This is a genomic window from Legionella stuttgartensis (assembly GCF_977063405.2).
Genome location: NZ_CDRUHA020000109.1, coordinates 161,952 through 177,955, shown reverse-complemented (window position 1 = coordinate 177,955; position 16,004 = coordinate 161,952). Strand labels below are relative to the sequence as shown.

Here is a 16,004-nt window from a genome sequence, read left to right as displayed (position 1 = left end):
CGTAGCCTGTGTGCAGCGCAGCGGAACCAAGGTTTTTACCGGGTTATGGCTTGTACCTTCATCCAAGCTACGATCGTTACTACGGTTTTCTTTAACTTAATGTGAAATGCTCTTTTTCTTGTTGTATTGAAGAAAAGGTAGGAATTACCAGGGAATTTTTTTTTGAGGTAGATATGAGTAAACATCCCATGACACTACAAGGTGCAGAAGCACTGAAAGAAGAATTACAGCGTTTAAAATTTGTTGATAGACCTCGTATTGTTGAAGCGATCGCTACAGCACGAGCTCACGGTGATTTAAAAGAAAATGCTGAATATCATGCTGCTCGAGAACAGCAGAGCTTTAATGAGGGACGCATCCAGGAGTTGGAAGCAAAATTATCTCATGCACAAGTTATTGATATCAGCAAATTGCCCAATAATGGCAAGGTGGTTTTTGGCGCTACAGTTACTATATGCCATGTCTCATCAGATGCCACAGTCACCTACAAAATTGTGGGTGAAGATGAGGCGGATATTAAACAAAATAAAATATCGTACAGTTCCCCGATTGGTCGCGCTTTGATTGGTAAAGAATTGGACGACTCAGTAACAGTAAATACACCCGGCGGAATGGTGGATTACGAAATTGTTGATGTGCAATACATCTAAGCTCTTAAAAAATTAAAAGTTTCACTCATGGAGCCTGGGTACAGCGCAACAAGCCCAGGTTTTTGAGTACTTTCCCCTGCTCAAAAATAAGATTTCCTAGTCTATAAAGCAACTAAAGGTCTATAATTAAAGAGAGCATTTTGAGCAGATGCTTTAATTGATTCGTTTAAAAACAAATATAATCTCGATGTTTACTATTACAGGAAGTAATAATGAACCTATTACCTGAATGGTTTCAAACAACTCCGACTCCAGCTAATGTCATAACTGGCTATTATGATTTGAAACTCGTAGCTTTATCTTATGTAATTGCAGTTCTTGCATCTTATGTAGCTTTAACTCTTGTGGGAAGGCTTCTTGCTACAAGAAATAAGTATGGTCGCATCTATTGGCTCGCAGGTGGGGCCTTTGCCATGGGAGCAGGTATTTGGTCTATGCATTTTGTAGGAATGCTCGCCTTTATCATGCCTATGCCCATGGAGTATGATTTTACTTGGACTTCCGCTTCGTTAATTGTTGCCATACTTGCTTCCGCTTTAGCTTTATTTATTTTACAGAAAAAAGATTATTCGATTTTTCATCTTGCCATAGGCGGTTTAATCGTTGGTCTTGCTATATCCAGCATGCACTATATGGGCATGGAAGGGATGAAAGTTCATGTAAATATTCATTATTTACCAGGTTTGTTTTTTCTTTCTATTGGTATTGGGATTGCGGCGGCAGAAACTGCACTGTGGCTGGCATTGGAGAGTAACTATGGTTCGAGTAAAAGACAATTTAATCTGAAAATTATTAGTTCTTTATTAATGGGATTGGCTATTTGCGGTATGCATTACACAGGAATGTCAGCAGCTGTATTTACGCCAGGTGTAACTCACGTTATGACCGGCGAGAATGTGGCAATCCAACAAAATTATTTAGCCTATTTTGTTGCCGGAATTACTGGATTAATTTTTGCTATTGCCCTCACTGCATCGAATTATTACAAGAAAATGATCACCGCTATAGAGAATGAAAAAGAATTCCTTAATGCGATGCTGGATAATTTAGAGGATGGCATTATAGCCTGCAATGCAGAAGGACGAATTACCGTACTAAACCATACAATTCAGAAGTACATTAATTCAGATAAGACGAACAAAAATATTAATAATATATTGGATTACTTTACCCTTTTCACTATGCAAAATACGCCTATTGCCCCAGAGGATTTTCCACTTAAGCGAGCATTAAATGGTGAACGTTTGCGCGATGTTGAACTCTTGATGCATATTAAAAATAATGGGGTTCGTAATGTAGTGATTGATGGACAAAAGATCATTAACTCAGAAGGAAAGAACTTAGGAGCGGTTATCGTAATCCATGATGTAACGGATTTAAAACAAACTGAAAAATTAAAGAATGAATTTGTTTCTATAGTAAGTCATGAGTTACGTACTCCACTTACGTCGATAAGAGGTTCTTTGGGGCTATTGGTTAGCGGTGTATTAGGGAAGTTTCCTGAAAAGGTAATGAAATTGCTTGAGATAGCCAACAATAACTGCGAACGCTTGCTTTTATTAATCAATGACATTTTGGATATTGAAAAAATTGAAGCTGGGAAAATGGATTTTGAATTAAAAGTAACAAACTTAAATAAACTAGTAAACGAGTCTATAGATGTTAACAAAATGTATGCGGATAAATTTAAAGTTAAAATTGAATTAGTACCTCCGGATAATGATTTTTTAGTGACCGTTGATCCAGACCGGTTAATGCAAGTTTTAGCAAATCTGGTTTCTAATGCATGCAAATTTTCTTATGAAAATGAGATGGTTACTATAAAAATTAAACAATTGGATTCATTAGTCCGTGTATCCGTTGCAAATAAAGGAAAGGGAATTTCTCCTGAATTTCAGTCTCGTATCTTTCAAAAATTTTCTCAAGGAGACTCATCTACTACTCGTGGAAAAGGTGGGACTGGTTTAGGGTTAAATATTAGTAAAATGATTATTGAAAAATTGGGTGGGACATTACATTTTGAAAGTAAGCCCGATGAGCTCACAACATTTTATTTTGACTTGCCTTTAGCACAACAATCACTCCTCACGATACAAGAAGAAACTCCAATAATCATCCCGGAAATCAAAAAGCGTTTACTTATTTGTGACGATGATGAAGATCAATCGAATTACATGAAGTTACTTTTAGAGTCAGCCGGTTTTATTGCGGAGATTGCTTCCTCTGCAGCAGAAGCTCGGAGATTATTAGAACATCAGCAGTATCATGCACTCCTATTGGATTTAATATTGCCTGATCAGGATGGGATTTCATTCATTAGAGAATTACGTTCGCATAAAAGCACGATAAATTTGCCCATTATCGTGCTTTCTCTAATTGCTCAAACAGGAAAAGAGTTATCCAATGGTGATGCTGTTTCAATCGTCGATTGGCTGGATAAGCCTATTGATTTTAATAAGCTGCTTTTCTCAATCAGTAAAGTTCAAAAAAAGGACTTTCAAAATAAGCCTCATATATTGCATATTGAGGACAATAAGGATACTCAAGAAATTGTAGAAACACTTCTTGAGAAACATGCAAATATTTCAACGGCAAATAACTTACACGAAGCAAAAGAAATGCTTGAAAAAGATAAATATAATTTGGTTATCTTAGATTTATTGTTACCCGATGGAAATGGAGCAGAAATTTTACCTTTGATCTCAAAATATCATGCACCGGTTGTTGTATTTTCTGATACCAAATTAAATGAAGATTTCTCAAAGTTTGTAACCCAGGCGTTACTGAAGTCGAATTCTTCAAATGAAATTTTATTAAATACTATTAAAAACCTTCTTTAAGTCATTGATTAAAGGTGAAAAATATGGCGAATAAAGAACTTAAAAAGATTTTATATGCTGAGGACGAAGAGGATATAAGAGCTATTGCCCAAATTGCTTTGGAAGATATTGGCGGGTTCTCGGTAATATATTGTTCTAGCGGGAAAAAAATTCTTGAAGCAGCGAAGGAATACACTCCTGATTTGCTTTTATTAGATGTAATGATGCCTGAAATGGATGGACCTACCACCTTACGCGAGTTACGTAAGAATCCAGATTTTATAAAAATACCTGCTATATTTATGACTGCTAAAATACAAAGTAATGAGATAGCAGATTATAAATCAATGGGAGCAATTGATGTTATTAAAAAACCCTTTGATCCTTTGACTCTTGCAACGTCAATAAAAAACGCATGGTTGAAATATAATGGATGAAAATACACAGAAAAAGTTACATAATCTTTTCGTTCTCTATAGTAAGAGTCTCCCTGAGAAAATTCATAATATAGAGATGCAGTGGCATGCCCAACTCAAACAATGGGATTTAATAGGCTTTCAGAATTTTCATCGTGACGTCCACAGTTTGTGCGGCTCTGCGGGAACTTATGGTTATCCTGAATTAAGTAAGACGGCGCGTAAGATGGAAATATTGTTAAAGGATATTCTCACTAAGGGTAAATTAACCGAGGGAGATCAGGAAAAAATTACTTCTTTTTTTAATCAGTTGAAAAGTGTATTGGCTCAAGAAATCCCTAAGAAACCGATTTTTTCAGATGAAACAAAACCTACAGATAATAAGCTAGTGTATGTATTGGAACAGGAAAAAGAATTAGTTAACGAACTTACCGAAAGCTTAAAACAAGCAGGTTACCACGCGCAATCGATAAAAAATATGGCTTCATTATTGAGCTCAATTGAAGAAAATCAACCTGTTGCAATTATTATTGATACGAATTACCTAAAAAAATCGGCTCTTGAGCAGTTGATTGATGTGCAAAAGCAACAAAAAACACCTATTCAATTGTTTTGTATTATTCCTAATGCTGATTTATTTCCTCGACTTACTGCAATACGCGCGGGTTGTGTGGCATATTTTCAAAAGCCTCTTGATGTGTCTTATCTGGTGCAGGAATTAAATATAAATTGCAGTTCATCTGTTAATGAAGCCTATCGAATTTTAATTCTGGATGATTCGAAATCATTAACGGAATATTACTCCCTGATTTTAAAACAAGCCGATATGATTACTCGTGCCATTACTAATCCATTGAACTTATTAAAAGAGCTTGAAACATTTCATCCTGATTTACTTTTAATGGATATTTACATGCCTGAGTGTTCTGGTTTAGAGCTGGCCGCTTTACTACGTAAGGACCGAAGATATACAAAAATCCCGATTATTTTTCTGTCTACAGAGGATGATAAGAATAAAAAACTAGCAGCTATTAGCTTAGGCGGGGATGATTATCTTACTAAACCTGTTTCACCACAGGATTTAGTTTCCGCAGTACGCTCACGATCAAACCGTGCCAGTATTTTAAATTATTATATGACTACGGACAGCCTGACGGGGTTATTAAACCACTCAAGTATTTTGAATCGATTAAATATCGAAATTGCACGATCTAAACAACAAAACAGTTCTCTTTCGTTTGTGATGATTGATATTGATAATTTTAAATCGATAAATGACTCTTATGGCCATCCATTTGGTGATCTTGTAATTAAAAAGTTGTCTTCTTTATTTATGGTCAGCTTACGAAACCGAGACATCATTGGACGGTATGGAGGCGAAGAGTTTGCAATCATTTTGCCTGGTGCAACTATTGAAAACAGTCAAAAAATTTGCAATGACTTGCGATTGCAATTTTCTCAAAATTATTTCACGGTGAATGAACAAAAAGTTCATGTAACCATTAGCGTGGGAATCTCTTATTTTGATGGGAATTATGATATCAACAACTTAGTAAATCAAGCAGATAGAGCATTATACAAAGCTAAAGAAAATGGACGAAATCAAGTTGTTATTTTTGATGAAACCCTTGTTTTGAATTAGTGGTTCCAAACATGCAGTTTAAGTAAGAATGAAATATAACCTGGGGTATCGAGACCGAAATACCTAGATTAACTATAATGGCAGTAAGTTAAGAATACTTTTCTATATTTCCTCTTTGCCTACGTCCCGCGACTTGTTCGCAGGAGCCAACTACGAAGCTTTTATTCCTTGGTGTCCGCGAACAAGTCGCGGAACGTAGGCTCTAGGGGAATAAAATTAACTTAGTGCCATTGAGGTTAACTACATTAAGGTTGAAATACTTCTTGCTGAATACCGCCGACAACCCATTGCGTACTATTAGCGAATTGACGGAAATGCCAAATTTCGTCAAGTTGACTTATAGGATCATTATCTTCTTTAACTGAACCGGTAAAGCGAACGCTTGCGATGAGCGAATTTGATTGTCTTGAAACATCAAGTAACTCAGCATCTAAGGTGATTACATCTGTTTTATTTGCCGCATTTCCCCGTTCATCTAATTGCATCTTGATTTCTGCAAATACCTCTGGTGCCGTGAACTCACTTAAATCTTGAAGATTTTTTTGGTCATAAGCAGCTTGTAAGCGGTTAAATGTCACTTTGGCTTCACGTAAAAAGGTTTCAGGTACAAAACCTATAGGATATTCAGTAGCATTGCTCGCAGCATTATTCCCTGAACTGTTATTGAATGATTGAGTAAAATTATTAAAAGGACTTTGGTTAAAAGAACGGGTTTGTCCTTGATTTGCTTGAAATTCAGGTTGCATTCTTTTGCGGAAAAAGCCAACAATAAAGAAGAGAACTGCACCCAAAATCAACCATGTCAAGATCCCATTAGCAAAGCCATGTCCCATAAATAAACTGGTAAGCAAGCCACCAATTAGCAGACCACTGAGTAATCCTCCCCATCGGCTGGTATTTTTTGTGCTTTGACCAAAAACACTAGATTTCTGTACCTTGTTGGGTGAAAACAGAGCACTTTGTGAACGTTGTATGCCAAAACTTCTGCCAGCACCAAAACGTTTTGCTGAGGCTTCGTTGACCAATAGTCCAAAGCTTAGTAATGCAATAAGTAAATAGGAAACAAGCGTACGCATAGTATCAGACCTTTCTTTTTAAATAGAGACAATAGTATATATGAATTCGAATGAAACTGCCTGTTTGTGGTTTAATTTTGCACTATAATTAAAAAACTGGAAGGATTTTAAAATAACGTAACACATAATGGATTGAATCAATAAAATTTAATATGACCATTACTTTATGTGTTAAATACACAAGGAGTAGGTTATGTCTGAATATCAAAAAGGAGCTTCGGGGGCTAATGTTAACCATTTTTTTCCAAAAGCCCTACACCATACGGAGCAGTCGGAAAGAATATTGATTCAATTACAGGATCTATTGAGTCGTATTGAAGAGGGAATTGCATATTGTAAGCAACAAAAGGAAATGTATCCGAGAATGCAGCAATATTCAGACAAAATATCGGTGTTAAATGCGATTAAAAACTATGTTTGTGGCAATATAGGACTTGATCTTTTAGACGAATATCTGAGAATGTATCCTAAATGGGATAAAGACTCCGATGTTGCTGATATGACCGCGTTGATTCATGAGGCACGAGTTTTTAAAGACAATTCTCAATAAAGTTAGTCAGCCCCGGCATTAGTTGCTGAGAAAACTCTTTCTTTTAGGGCTAAACTATAGATTCCTTTAATGTAAATCCGTTCAAAATTCCTGGTGTGAAAGGATTTACTTGATTGTTTGTTTTTAAGAGGTAACGACCTGAATTGCTGTTTATTTCAAAGAGAATTTGTAAGCTAGAACTGTCTTGTTCATCAATCAGTACATTCACTTTCTCAAGTAGTTTAAATAAAGCCCAAGTTCCTTGCTCTGCCAATTCATAATGATTGCCTTCAATTGAATCAAGGGCGAGTTTGGCATGAGATTGTGGCCAGGTAAAACGAATAACTGACTCAGTACTTTGATTATCGGTTAATTTGGTGCTGCCAATCTCAAGTTCTAGATTAGCAACTACAGGATCCAGGCTAATTTTTTGTAGACTAAAATCAATTTTGCTCTCATCACCATGATCTGGGAAAAACATATTGGTAATAATATTCGCACGTATGAGCGCATCTAATGTCTCTGATGCAATAGGTAATACGGAGTCATTTACTGCTTTAGGCTTCCATTCTGCGCTGGAAATATCCAGGAATGGTTTAACATAGTTTTCAGTAAAGGTGTTTAAAGCCCCACGAGTTGAAAAGAAATGATTAAAGTCATTAATCGTAATTTCTTCATGTTGTGACGAGTCAAAAGGATAGCGTCTGGCAATAGTACTTTGGAATTCTCTGTAAACAGTTTCTTGCCACTGTTGGTTAATATACTCACGACTGTCTTTGATCAGAATACCCCATGCGTCACTTGCTAATTGTTTGGTCCATGTACTTAAAGGTTCAGGTAATTGTCGCGCTTGATTATAAAGCAGGCTTACTGGATCAGAAGCACTTTCACTGGAAAAGCGGGTTTTTGTGATATTAAATGCGGTTCTGCCGCCATCATTTATCATGGACAAGGTTGAAATAAAGCGCTCCAAATCAACGATTTTTTGGCTGAGTTCTTTAGTACTGGAATGACTCATTAAATTTAAATCAGTAAATTGATTGGCTATCGCATGATTAAAAGGTGATGAACTATTGGTCAAGTCCGCTTTGGTTTCTTGTTGAATTAGAGCAGTTATCTTACTCAATGAATGAGATTGCTCTAGATTTTTAACTACTTGCCGTCCAGTTTGATAATCTTGGTAATGCAAGGGCTGTGATTTACGCATAAAGGTTTGCCACCAGGTCACGTAATCAAAACAATAAGCCTGAGTGATCATTTCTTGTAATTGATTTAAGTCATTGCGTCCAAGTACCCAGTTTTCCTTTTGTAGGCTATAGCTAATGTCAGGAATCTTTTGCATGATTTCGTTAAAACCTGCTCTGGTAAAGTAACTTGGCAATTCATTAGTTGCCAGTACAAAACCATCAATGGCAATTTTTTGTTTTGAATTAGGGAAAAATTCTTTGGCAATGGAATAATAAAGGTAACTGGTGGGTAATGCATTTAAATAATTTCTTGCATCAGTAATTACCTGCTGTTTTACAATTATATTTTTGGGTGGCTTACTTAATAAAAGTTTTAATAGTGCCAGTTGTTTTTTTAAAGCACTTTCAGGTTGGTTTTTCCATTGACTCGTGAACCAATCTTGTACTTGCATCGACGAGAAATGTTCTGGTTGGCTTAACATTAGATAAATTTTCAATGCGTTATAGCGAACAATAGGAGTATTTCCTGGATTATTGATTACATCTTCCAACTCACTGGTCAATGAGGGTAAAAACTCACCTTGGAGACGATTTTCAGCATTATGGTGCAAATTATATTTTAATTGATGTACTGTTGGTAGTGATAAGGAATTACTGGGAATATGGCTCATTGTTTTGGCCGCATTTGATAAATGATAAAGGGCCTGCTTTTCTTTATTTTTTTGACTGTTGAGAACATCGTAAGCCAGTAATTCTTTGCTTGTTTCATCGAGTAAATGAGCAGTTTTATAATGGTTGTAGCTTAAAATCAGTAAACTAATTCCAGCAATACTTGCTGTTATCGCAATAATGGGTTTTTGTGAAAATTTTCTAACTTGTGGAATTTGGCTGCAATGTTCCTGAATCGTGCTTAATGCACCTTCAACAAAATAAGCTCTGAAATTGGTCGCTTGCGGAAACGTATCTTGTACCATCAAGGCATATTCATGTTGAATTTTCTTATTCAAGCGATCAATGCTCACTCCACCTTGCTCCGCACTACTAAAATAAATGGAATGTAAATTAAAGAGCCGGGGAGAAATTCCTTGAATTAATGCTTGAATAGAGGAACGAAGACTTGCGACCTGTAGTGGAAATTCCCGAATTAAACTGCGTCGCATAGTCGAGCGGGCAGGATGCATTTTATGAATTACTTGTTGGCCGATCTGTTCTGTGAGCTGGTTGAATTGTAATGAATAGGCTTCTATTTTTTTCTTTAATTCATTTCTGCAATCGAGCGAAAACCCTAAAGGTTTTGATAAATCACTCGCATGTTCTGATTGATAAAATTCGGTAAAACCAGCGAGAGTATCCATTTTGGTAAACATCAGTGCCAGATTGACAGGATAGCCCAGATTTGTTCCAAATCGTTCCAATAATTGTAGATGGGCTTTTTTCTGTTCGGCAAACTGTCCTGGATCGGCAATGAGTAAGTCGTTTACATCAATACATAAAACCAGTCCGGTAATTTTTAGATAAGCGTTGCATCGATTTAATTGTTTTAACGTCGTCAGCAATAATGTTTTGCTGTTAGTGAGCCAATTTTCACCAAGCTCAATAATAATACCTTTCTGATTAAAATAAATCTTTGCATGTTGCTCGCTAAAAACGGGTATTTCTTCCATATTGCTTTGTTTTAAGACTGCCGATTTTCCTTGAGCATTTCTACCTGTAATCACTATAAAGGATAGCTGATTGCTTTGTGGCTTTAGCTGTGAAAGTATTTTTTTTATAGCATCACATAATGCGCGTAAAGAATTGTCCATTAGCTATCCAGAAGAGCAAGTTGGGTGTGTCCAAATAAAACGGTTTTCGCCTTATTTTCCAATAAATATTGGCTGGTCAAAAAAGCAAGTGTTACCACAGTAACCGCAGTAACCAAGGTAATGATGACTGCTTTGTAATTCTTTTTAACAATTTTGGGAATAGGGTTTTCATTAAATAAGCGGCGCGGTTGATTAAACCGATTTTGCTGAATTATTTGATAGAGATCTTCAATATAATTATCCAATACCTGCCGTCCATCCGCCTTGAGATGGTAATGGCCCTCAAAACCAATAATCAGAAAAAAATAAACGAGCTCTATCAGATCAAGATATTGAGTGGGTCGTTCTTTAATGTAATTAAGGATTTCAAAAAAACGCTGTTGTGGTTGGGCATTATCATTAGTGAGTGGAGTGAATGCCTTAAATTCAGCGGTAATTTGGTATACACGCATGTAATTTTTACCAATGATTTCATCTATTGTTGCAGCCATTAAATAATAAGCGATCGCTGCAAAGTCTGCTGGATATTTAGAAGCATCCATTTTACTTTGAAAAGCGAGTAATTCATGCTCGATATTGTCTCTGATATTCTCAATAGCAGGCAAAGAGGGACTAAGACAGAGTCGCTCCAGTAAGGATAAAAGAGGGCCTGCTGCTGCAACTAAAGAATTGGTAGAAAAGGGAGCAATGAATAATTTAGAGCGATAGTAACCTTGCGGGACAAGCATCGTTCCCGAATTAACGAGGTGGCTGCTGACCAGTGAGGCTGGATAATGCGCAACTGTCATGGTCTTGCTCCTAATAGGTCTTGATTCAAGCATGAAATCGTTTTGCAAACACTCTAAAGTAAAAGAGAGATGATACGTTATATAACTCGCATAGTTCAAGTGAGTCAAGCTTTATGATTTAGAGGATTTGGATATCATGCCCCTGGAACCTGTGTTACTTGCTTTTTAAATTAAGTAAAAGCTAAATGATGGATGTTCTTTAAATACCCGTTCGCAAGCAAACGGGTACGTTTAGTTATTTGAGTTTATATGGTTCTGCTGCGGTAGTGTTAGCTTCTGCCTCATTTTTAGCCAAGGTTAAATGGTTTACTAGATGAGTAAACGCATCTCCGGCTAATTGCGCTTTAAGTACGAGCTCGCTAGAGAGATTGCCTTTACTCACAAAACCACTAATAGCCCCGAAGTTAGTGACAATTTGACTATCGTTTAAATATTCTAATACTTTAATGACATGAGGATTTTTTGCGTCCATCAAGAGGAGATTTAGTCCATGGACTAGAGTATCTAACGCATAGGTTCCGACGAATTCATTATATTTGTTATAGTTAGTATAAAAACTATAGGCTGCACCTATCAAAGAGAGCGTGTTTACAACTCGTGACGTTCTTTTATCTGTTAAAAAATTATAGCCACTTGCAAATAAACCGAAGGCTGACCCTATATTGAGTGGATTGCCACACATACCCATGAAATTACTCCTTGTTTATTTAAAATGAGTTCATTCTATATTCTGTTTGATTAAAATCAATCTACAGATCGTAGTATTCTTCTTTAGAATACTGTTTGCTGGATTATCTTTAGAAGTACGTATCCATTTATACCTTTATTGGTTATGTTTCCTAGGAGATCGGACACAGTCCCTCATTAGGCTTGGTGGTGGGATGATAAATCAATTGCCTTTTTTTGAACTCGGGAGCAAATGATCCCTTACTAAAAAAGGAGTCATCGTGTGATTTGATTGATAAAGAATATTGATAAATTGGAATTTGTAAGGTTTTAAGTTGGGCTAATAAGGTTTTATCAATCGTTTTTGGCACCCATATTTCTGAAATATCTTGGCTACTTACACCACCAAAAATCTGAATGTTAATGTTATTTTTTTGGTTCAAGAATGTTGGGGTTGGACACGTATCAAAAGCATGAAAATAACCGAGACGATGAGTATCTGTTTCTCTGAAAATCTCGTTGGTATCAAACGGCAGCCATGTTGACCGGTCTTGCATGTCCTGATTCAGCTTTAGAACGATGCCGCATTCCTGGAACGCTTGGGAGTATTGACTGTGTCTAGATATTTCAACGGGTTTATTAGGAACATGCAGAAGACCAGAAATATGTCTAATTTTTTTTACCGTATCTACGGTGCCGTACTCTTTTTCCAGTTCAATATCAAAAACAACTTTTTCTATATCCCATTTAGGATCATTTTTTTGGCCTGAGGTCATTACTTCCTTTTTGCTAATGAGATGTTCCACATCTTTGAGGGAGCAAGGGATTAATAAATCACATTTCTGAAAAAAAGTTTCGGCAACCTTGGGATCGCCCGTTCCATATTCTCTTTGTAATCGCTCAATTAATTCTACTACGGTTTGATTGATATCTGGATGTTTTTGGTAGTGGTCAGGATGAATTGTGCTGCCAGGGGCTAAATCTTTAAGCATTAAATTCTCGGTATAAATCAAAAGAATGAGTATCTAATGAATATCGTATGCTTTGATCGCTAAATGCGAAAATGGTTCCTGGAGGGCTCTTTTTATCTGAATTAGCAATAAGCTCCAAATTAAGTAGACGGTCTGTTTCTTTCATTACATCAGATAACTGATTTATTAAATTTAACGCATGAATTAGAGAGGGACGTGTTTTAATCATCTGGGCTACAGGTTCTGATTGTTCCTTTCCTAAATCGGCAATCTCTTTCACTTGAATTAAAGCCGCAGTAAGACGTTCTAGTTCTTCTAACGTGTCTTGGCCAAAGTTTTTATCTAAAATTGAGTGTAGCGCAGTGCTTATTTTAGGTACGTCAAAATATTTAGATAGATGTACATCAGATTCTTTAACTTGAGTACTTAGGGTTGTGAGCTGTGCACGTAGTTCTGTTATTGCGCTATTGAGATCATCCGCCATATATAATTGATAAGTATGCATGGGAAATTACTCTGGTTTGTGGATCTATATAGTATGAGTATAGTTGGGAACAAATTTTTTTCGTTAATGATATTTACAAAGATGTAGCTAATGAACAGCGGAAAACTAAAGCAACTCTAATAAGTTATCTTTTGCATATTTTATTTGCATCATTCCTTAACAATAAGGTACTATTCTTGTTTGCCAGATATAGAACTATTTTGGTACTATATTTATAATATGGATAGAAAATAAAATAAGTGAGTTTTTGTTTCTAATTAAGACTTATTTAGTACTAGATTATTCGAGTTTGAGGTGTTATGCTGCGCATCAGCAAGTTGGCCGATTATGGAACAGTAGTGATGGTTTATCTCGCAAAGCACGCGCAAGGATTGTGTAATGCTCGTGATATCGCATTACATACTCATCTAACTGTACCTACGGTAAGTAAAATTTTAAAACGTTTAACCAGTGCAGGTTTGTTAACTTCAGTACGTGGAGTGGCTGGAGGTTATCGATTGCGACGACCTGCAACTGAGATTTCTGTGTCGCAAATAATTTTTGCATTGGAAGAACATCGCGGTTTCACAGAATGCAGTTTGCAACCTAATGATTGTTCATTACAAGGTGTTTGTACCATTCAGGGCAATTGGCGCTTAATAAGCCAAGCAATTGAAACAGCCTTGGATAGTGTGAGTTTGGCCACTTTGGCGAAACCCACCTTGCAAGCATACGATGTGGAACGAGTTCGACAATTGGCAAGTGGAGTTAATCGTGGCTAAAAGCAGTGAGCAAATTAATTCTCTGCTCGATAGAGAATACCAACATGGGTTTACCACCGACATTGAAGTAGATACTTTTGAGCCTGGCTTGGATGAAGAAGTTATTCGACGTTTATCAGCAATTAAAGGCGAGCCTGAATTTTTGCTGGAATGGCGTTTAAAGGCTTACAAGCATTGGTTAACCATGTCGACCCCTCAATGGTCCAGTGTGCACTACCCGCCGGTGGATTACCAAGCTATTTCTTATTATTCAGCACCTAAACAGAAAAAAGATGCTCCTAAAAGTCTGGATGAGGTTGATCCCGAATTACTAAGAACCTATGAGAAATTAGGTATTCCTTTAAGAGAACAAGAGATGTTGGCGGGTGTAGCTGTCGATGCAGTATTTGATAGTGTTTCTGTGGCGACTACGTTCAAAGAAAAATTAGCCGAAAAAGGTGTTATTTTTTGTCCTATCTCTGAAGCCGTACACAAATACCCCGAATTGCTTATGCAATATTTAGGTTCAGTAGTACCTTACCGTGATAATTTTTATGCTGCTTTGAATTCGGCTGTTTTTAGTGATGGCTCTTTTGTTTATGTCCCCAAAGGGGTGCGTTGTCCCATGGAATTATCCACTTATTTCAGGATTAATGCAGCATCTACAGGACAATTTGAGCGTACCTTAATCGTTGCCGATGTAGACAGTTATGTTTCATACCTAGAAGGGTGTACAGCACCTATGCGTGATGAGAATCAATTACACGCAGCGGTGGTGGAGTTAGTTGCTTTGGATGGAGCACAAATTAAATATTCCACAGTCCAAAACTGGTATCCAGGTGATAAGGAAGGAAAAGGTGGAATTTATAATTTTGTGACCAAACGAGGGGCATGCCGCGGCAAGCGCTCTAAAATTTCCTGGACACAAATTGAAACCGGTTCAGCAATTACCTGGAAATATCCCAGCGTTATTTTACAAGGGGATGATTCTGTTGGGGAATTTTATTCAGTTGCGTTAACCAATAATTACCAACAAGCCGATACGGGCACTAAAATGATCCATATTGGCAAAAACACGCGTTCAACCATTATTTCCAAAGGAATCAGTGCGGGGCGTGCACATAATGCATATCGTGGTTTGGTTCGTATTGCACCGACAGCGACTAATGCGCGTAATTATACTCAGTGTGACTCTATGCTGATGGGGTCTGAATGCTCTGCGCATACTTTTCCTTATATTGAAGTTAAAAACCCTACGGCACAGGTAGAACATGAAGCAACTACTTCAAAGATTAGTGAAGAGCAACTGTTTTATTGTCAACAACGAGGAATCGATACCGAAGACGCTGTTTCGATGATTGTAAATGGTTTTTGTAAGCAGGTATTAAAAGAGTTGCCTATGGAATTTGCGGTGGAAGCGACTAAATTGCTAGGTCTAAGTTTAGAAGGGGCAGTGGGTTAATATGTTAAAAATCAAAGACTTAAATGTTGAGGTAAATGGCCAATCCATTTTAAAGGGCATAGATCTTCAGGTGAATCCTGGTGAAATTCACGCCATCATGGGGCCTAATGGTTCTGGTAAAAGTACCCTGTCTAAAGTATTAGCTGGTCATCCATCGTATCAAGTGACTGGTGGAGAAATAAATTATTTAGGGCAGGATTTGACGCCTTTATCTCCCGAAGAAAGAGCACGAGCTGGTGTTTTTATGTCCTTTCAATATCCAGTGGAGATCCCTGGGGTAACTAATGTTAATTTTCTCAAAGCCTCGGTTAATGCAGTACGTAAAGGTCAGGGAAAAAATACCCTTGATGCTATTGAGTTTCTCTCATTCATTCGCGAGAAATGCCAGTTACTGGAAATGGATGAAAGCTTTTTGTATCGCAGCATCAACGAAGGATTTTCTGGGGGCGAGAAAAAACGGAATGAAATTTTACAAATGGCTGCTTTAGAGCCCAAGCTGTCTATTCTTGATGAAACAGATTCAGGCTTGGATATCGATGCATTGCGTATTATTTCTCAAGGGGTTAACGCCATGCGGTCGCCTGAGCGTTCGATTATTTTAGTCACGCATTATCAGCGTTTGCTGGATTACATTGAGCCCGATTTTATCCATGTACTGGTTAATGGTCGTATCATTATGTCTGGTGATAAATCATTGGCACTTGAATTAGAGAAAAAAGGGTATAGCTGGCTTGAGGAAACGGTGTAA

General features: G+C 37.1%; 14 protein-coding genes. 8 read left to right on the top strand and 6 right to left on the bottom strand.

Features of this window, described 5'->3' with window-relative positions; all coding sequences use genetic code 11:
- Nucleotides 1-173 precede the first annotated feature (173 nt).
- The 4 genes from greA (at nt 174) to ACWTEW_RS35490 (ending at nt 5,527) form a co-directional block, all read left to right on the top strand.
- The gene (gene greA / locus ACWTEW_RS35505) at nt 174-650 is read left to right on the top strand and encodes a transcription elongation factor GreA (RefSeq protein WP_454782699.1); all 477 of its coding nucleotides are present in this window, start codon (nt 174-176) and stop codon (nt 648-650) included.
- A gap of 212 nt (nt 651-862) precedes the next feature.
- The gene (locus ACWTEW_RS35500) at nt 863-3,490 is read left to right on the top strand and encodes an MHYT domain-containing protein (RefSeq protein WP_454782698.1); all 2,628 of its coding nucleotides are present in this window, start codon (nt 863-865) and stop codon (nt 3,488-3,490) included.
- A gap of 23 nt (nt 3,491-3,513) precedes the next feature.
- Nucleotides 3,514-3,906: a response regulator gene (locus tag ACWTEW_RS35495; protein WP_454782697.1), complete on the top strand. Its 393-nt coding sequence runs from the start codon at nt 3,514-3,516 to the stop codon at nt 3,904-3,906.
- Complete coding sequence (locus ACWTEW_RS35490; RefSeq protein WP_454782696.1) at nt 3,899-5,527, top strand: diguanylate cyclase; 1,629 nt, start codon at nt 3,899-3,901, stop codon at nt 5,525-5,527. Before ACWTEW_RS35495 ends, ACWTEW_RS35490 begins: the two co-directional genes overlap by 8 nt.
- A gap of 245 nt (nt 5,528-5,772) precedes the next feature.
- On the opposite strand, the gene ACWTEW_RS35485 is transcribed toward ACWTEW_RS35490, so the two are convergent.
- Nucleotides 5,773-6,603: a Tim44 domain-containing protein gene (locus ACWTEW_RS35485; protein ID WP_454782695.1), complete on the bottom strand. Its 831-nt coding sequence runs from the start codon at nt 6,601-6,603 to the stop codon at nt 5,773-5,775.
- Between the two features lie 193 nt (nt 6,604-6,796).
- On the opposite strand from ACWTEW_RS35485, the gene ACWTEW_RS35480 reads away from it, so the two are divergent.
- The gene (locus ACWTEW_RS35480) at nt 6,797-7,153 is read left to right on the top strand and encodes a hypothetical protein (RefSeq protein ID WP_454782694.1); all 357 of its coding nucleotides are present in this window, start codon (nt 6,797-6,799) and stop codon (nt 7,151-7,153) included.
- Nucleotides 7,154-7,202: 49 nt separating this feature from the next.
- Here the strand turns inward: ACWTEW_RS35480 and icmF are convergent, their stop codons facing one another.
- The 5 genes from icmF to ACWTEW_RS35455 form a co-directional block, all read right to left on the bottom strand.
- A complete protein-coding gene (icmF, locus tag ACWTEW_RS35475) occupies nt 7,203-10,124 on the bottom strand; it encodes a type IVB secretion system protein IcmF (RefSeq protein WP_454782693.1) in 2,922 nt (973 codons plus the stop codon).
- Entirely contained in the window at nt 10,124-10,912 is a 789-nt protein-coding gene (icmH, locus tag ACWTEW_RS35470) for a type IVB secretion system protein IcmH/DotU (protein WP_454782692.1), read from the bottom strand. The genes icmF and icmH overlap by 1 nt, the downstream gene beginning before the upstream one ends.
- Nucleotides 10,913-11,147: 235 nt before the next feature.
- Nucleotides 11,148-11,600, bottom strand: a complete 453-nt coding sequence (locus ACWTEW_RS35465; protein WP_454782691.1) for a hypothetical protein — start codon at nt 11,598-11,600, stop codon at nt 11,148-11,150.
- Nucleotides 11,601-11,751: 151 nt separating this feature from the next.
- On the bottom strand, nt 11,752-12,570 hold the full coding sequence (locus tag ACWTEW_RS35460; protein ID WP_454782690.1) for a hypothetical protein: 819 nt from the start codon (nt 12,568-12,570) through the stop codon (nt 11,752-11,754).
- Entirely contained in the window at nt 12,563-13,054 is a 492-nt protein-coding gene (locus ACWTEW_RS35455) for a hypothetical protein (protein WP_454782689.1), read from the bottom strand. The genes ACWTEW_RS35460 and ACWTEW_RS35455 overlap by 8 nt, the downstream gene beginning before the upstream one ends.
- A 299-nt stretch (nt 13,055-13,353) precedes the next feature.
- Between ACWTEW_RS35455 and ACWTEW_RS35450 the strand changes: the two genes are divergently transcribed.
- From ACWTEW_RS35450 to sufC, 3 genes are read left to right on the top strand one after another with little or no spacing between them, the layout of a single operon-like run.
- On the top strand, nt 13,354-13,815 hold the full coding sequence (locus tag ACWTEW_RS35450; RefSeq protein ID WP_454782688.1) for an SUF system Fe-S cluster assembly regulator: 462 nt from the start codon (nt 13,354-13,356) through the stop codon (nt 13,813-13,815).
- Entirely contained in the window at nt 13,808-15,256 is a 1,449-nt protein-coding gene (sufB, locus tag ACWTEW_RS35445; RefSeq protein WP_454782687.1) for a Fe-S cluster assembly protein SufB, read from the top strand. Before ACWTEW_RS35450 ends, sufB begins: the two co-directional genes overlap by 8 nt.
- Before the next feature lies 1 nt (nt 15,257).
- Nucleotides 15,258-16,004 carry a Fe-S cluster assembly ATPase SufC gene (gene sufC / locus ACWTEW_RS35440; protein WP_454782686.1) on the top strand — a complete coding sequence of 249 codons (747 nt, stop codon included), beginning with the start codon at nt 15,258-15,260 and terminating at the stop codon, nt 16,002-16,004.

Excerpts from the sequence above, each read along its gene's own strand:
- greA (WP_454782699.1), top strand. The coding sequence starts at position 174 with ATGAGTAAACATCCCATGACACTACAAGGTGCAGAAGCACTGAAAGAA.
- ACWTEW_RS35500 (WP_454782698.1), top strand. The coding sequence starts at position 863 with ATGAACCTATTACCTGAATGGTTTCAAACAACTCCGACTCCAGCTAAT.
- ACWTEW_RS35495 (WP_454782697.1), top strand. The coding sequence starts at position 3,514 with ATGGCGAATAAAGAACTTAAAAAGATTTTATATGCTGAGGACGAAGAG.
- ACWTEW_RS35490 (WP_454782696.1), top strand. The coding sequence starts at position 3,899 with ATGGATGAAAATACACAGAAAAAGTTACATAATCTTTTCGTTCTCTAT.
- ACWTEW_RS35485 (WP_454782695.1), bottom strand. The coding sequence starts at position 6,603 with ATGCGTACGCTTGTTTCCTATTTACTTATTGCATTACTAAGCTTTGGA.
- ACWTEW_RS35480 (WP_454782694.1), top strand. The coding sequence starts at position 6,797 with ATGTCTGAATATCAAAAAGGAGCTTCGGGGGCTAATGTTAACCATTTT.
- icmF (WP_454782693.1), bottom strand. The coding sequence starts at position 10,124 with ATGGACAATTCTTTACGCGCATTATGTGATGCTATAAAAAAAATACTT.
- icmH (WP_454782692.1), bottom strand. The coding sequence starts at position 10,912 with ATGACAGTTGCGCATTATCCAGCCTCACTGGTCAGCAGCCACCTCGTT.
- ACWTEW_RS35465 (WP_454782691.1), bottom strand. The coding sequence starts at position 11,600 with ATGGGTATGTGTGGCAATCCACTCAATATAGGGTCAGCCTTCGGTTTA.
- ACWTEW_RS35460 (WP_454782690.1), bottom strand. The coding sequence starts at position 12,570 with ATGCTTAAAGATTTAGCCCCTGGCAGCACAATTCATCCTGACCACTAC.
- ACWTEW_RS35455 (WP_454782689.1), bottom strand. The coding sequence starts at position 13,054 with ATGCATACTTATCAATTATATATGGCGGATGATCTCAATAGCGCAATA.
- ACWTEW_RS35450 (WP_454782688.1), top strand. The coding sequence starts at position 13,354 with ATGCTGCGCATCAGCAAGTTGGCCGATTATGGAACAGTAGTGATGGTT.
- sufC (WP_454782686.1), top strand. The coding sequence starts at position 15,258 with ATGTTAAAAATCAAAGACTTAAATGTTGAGGTAAATGGCCAATCCATT.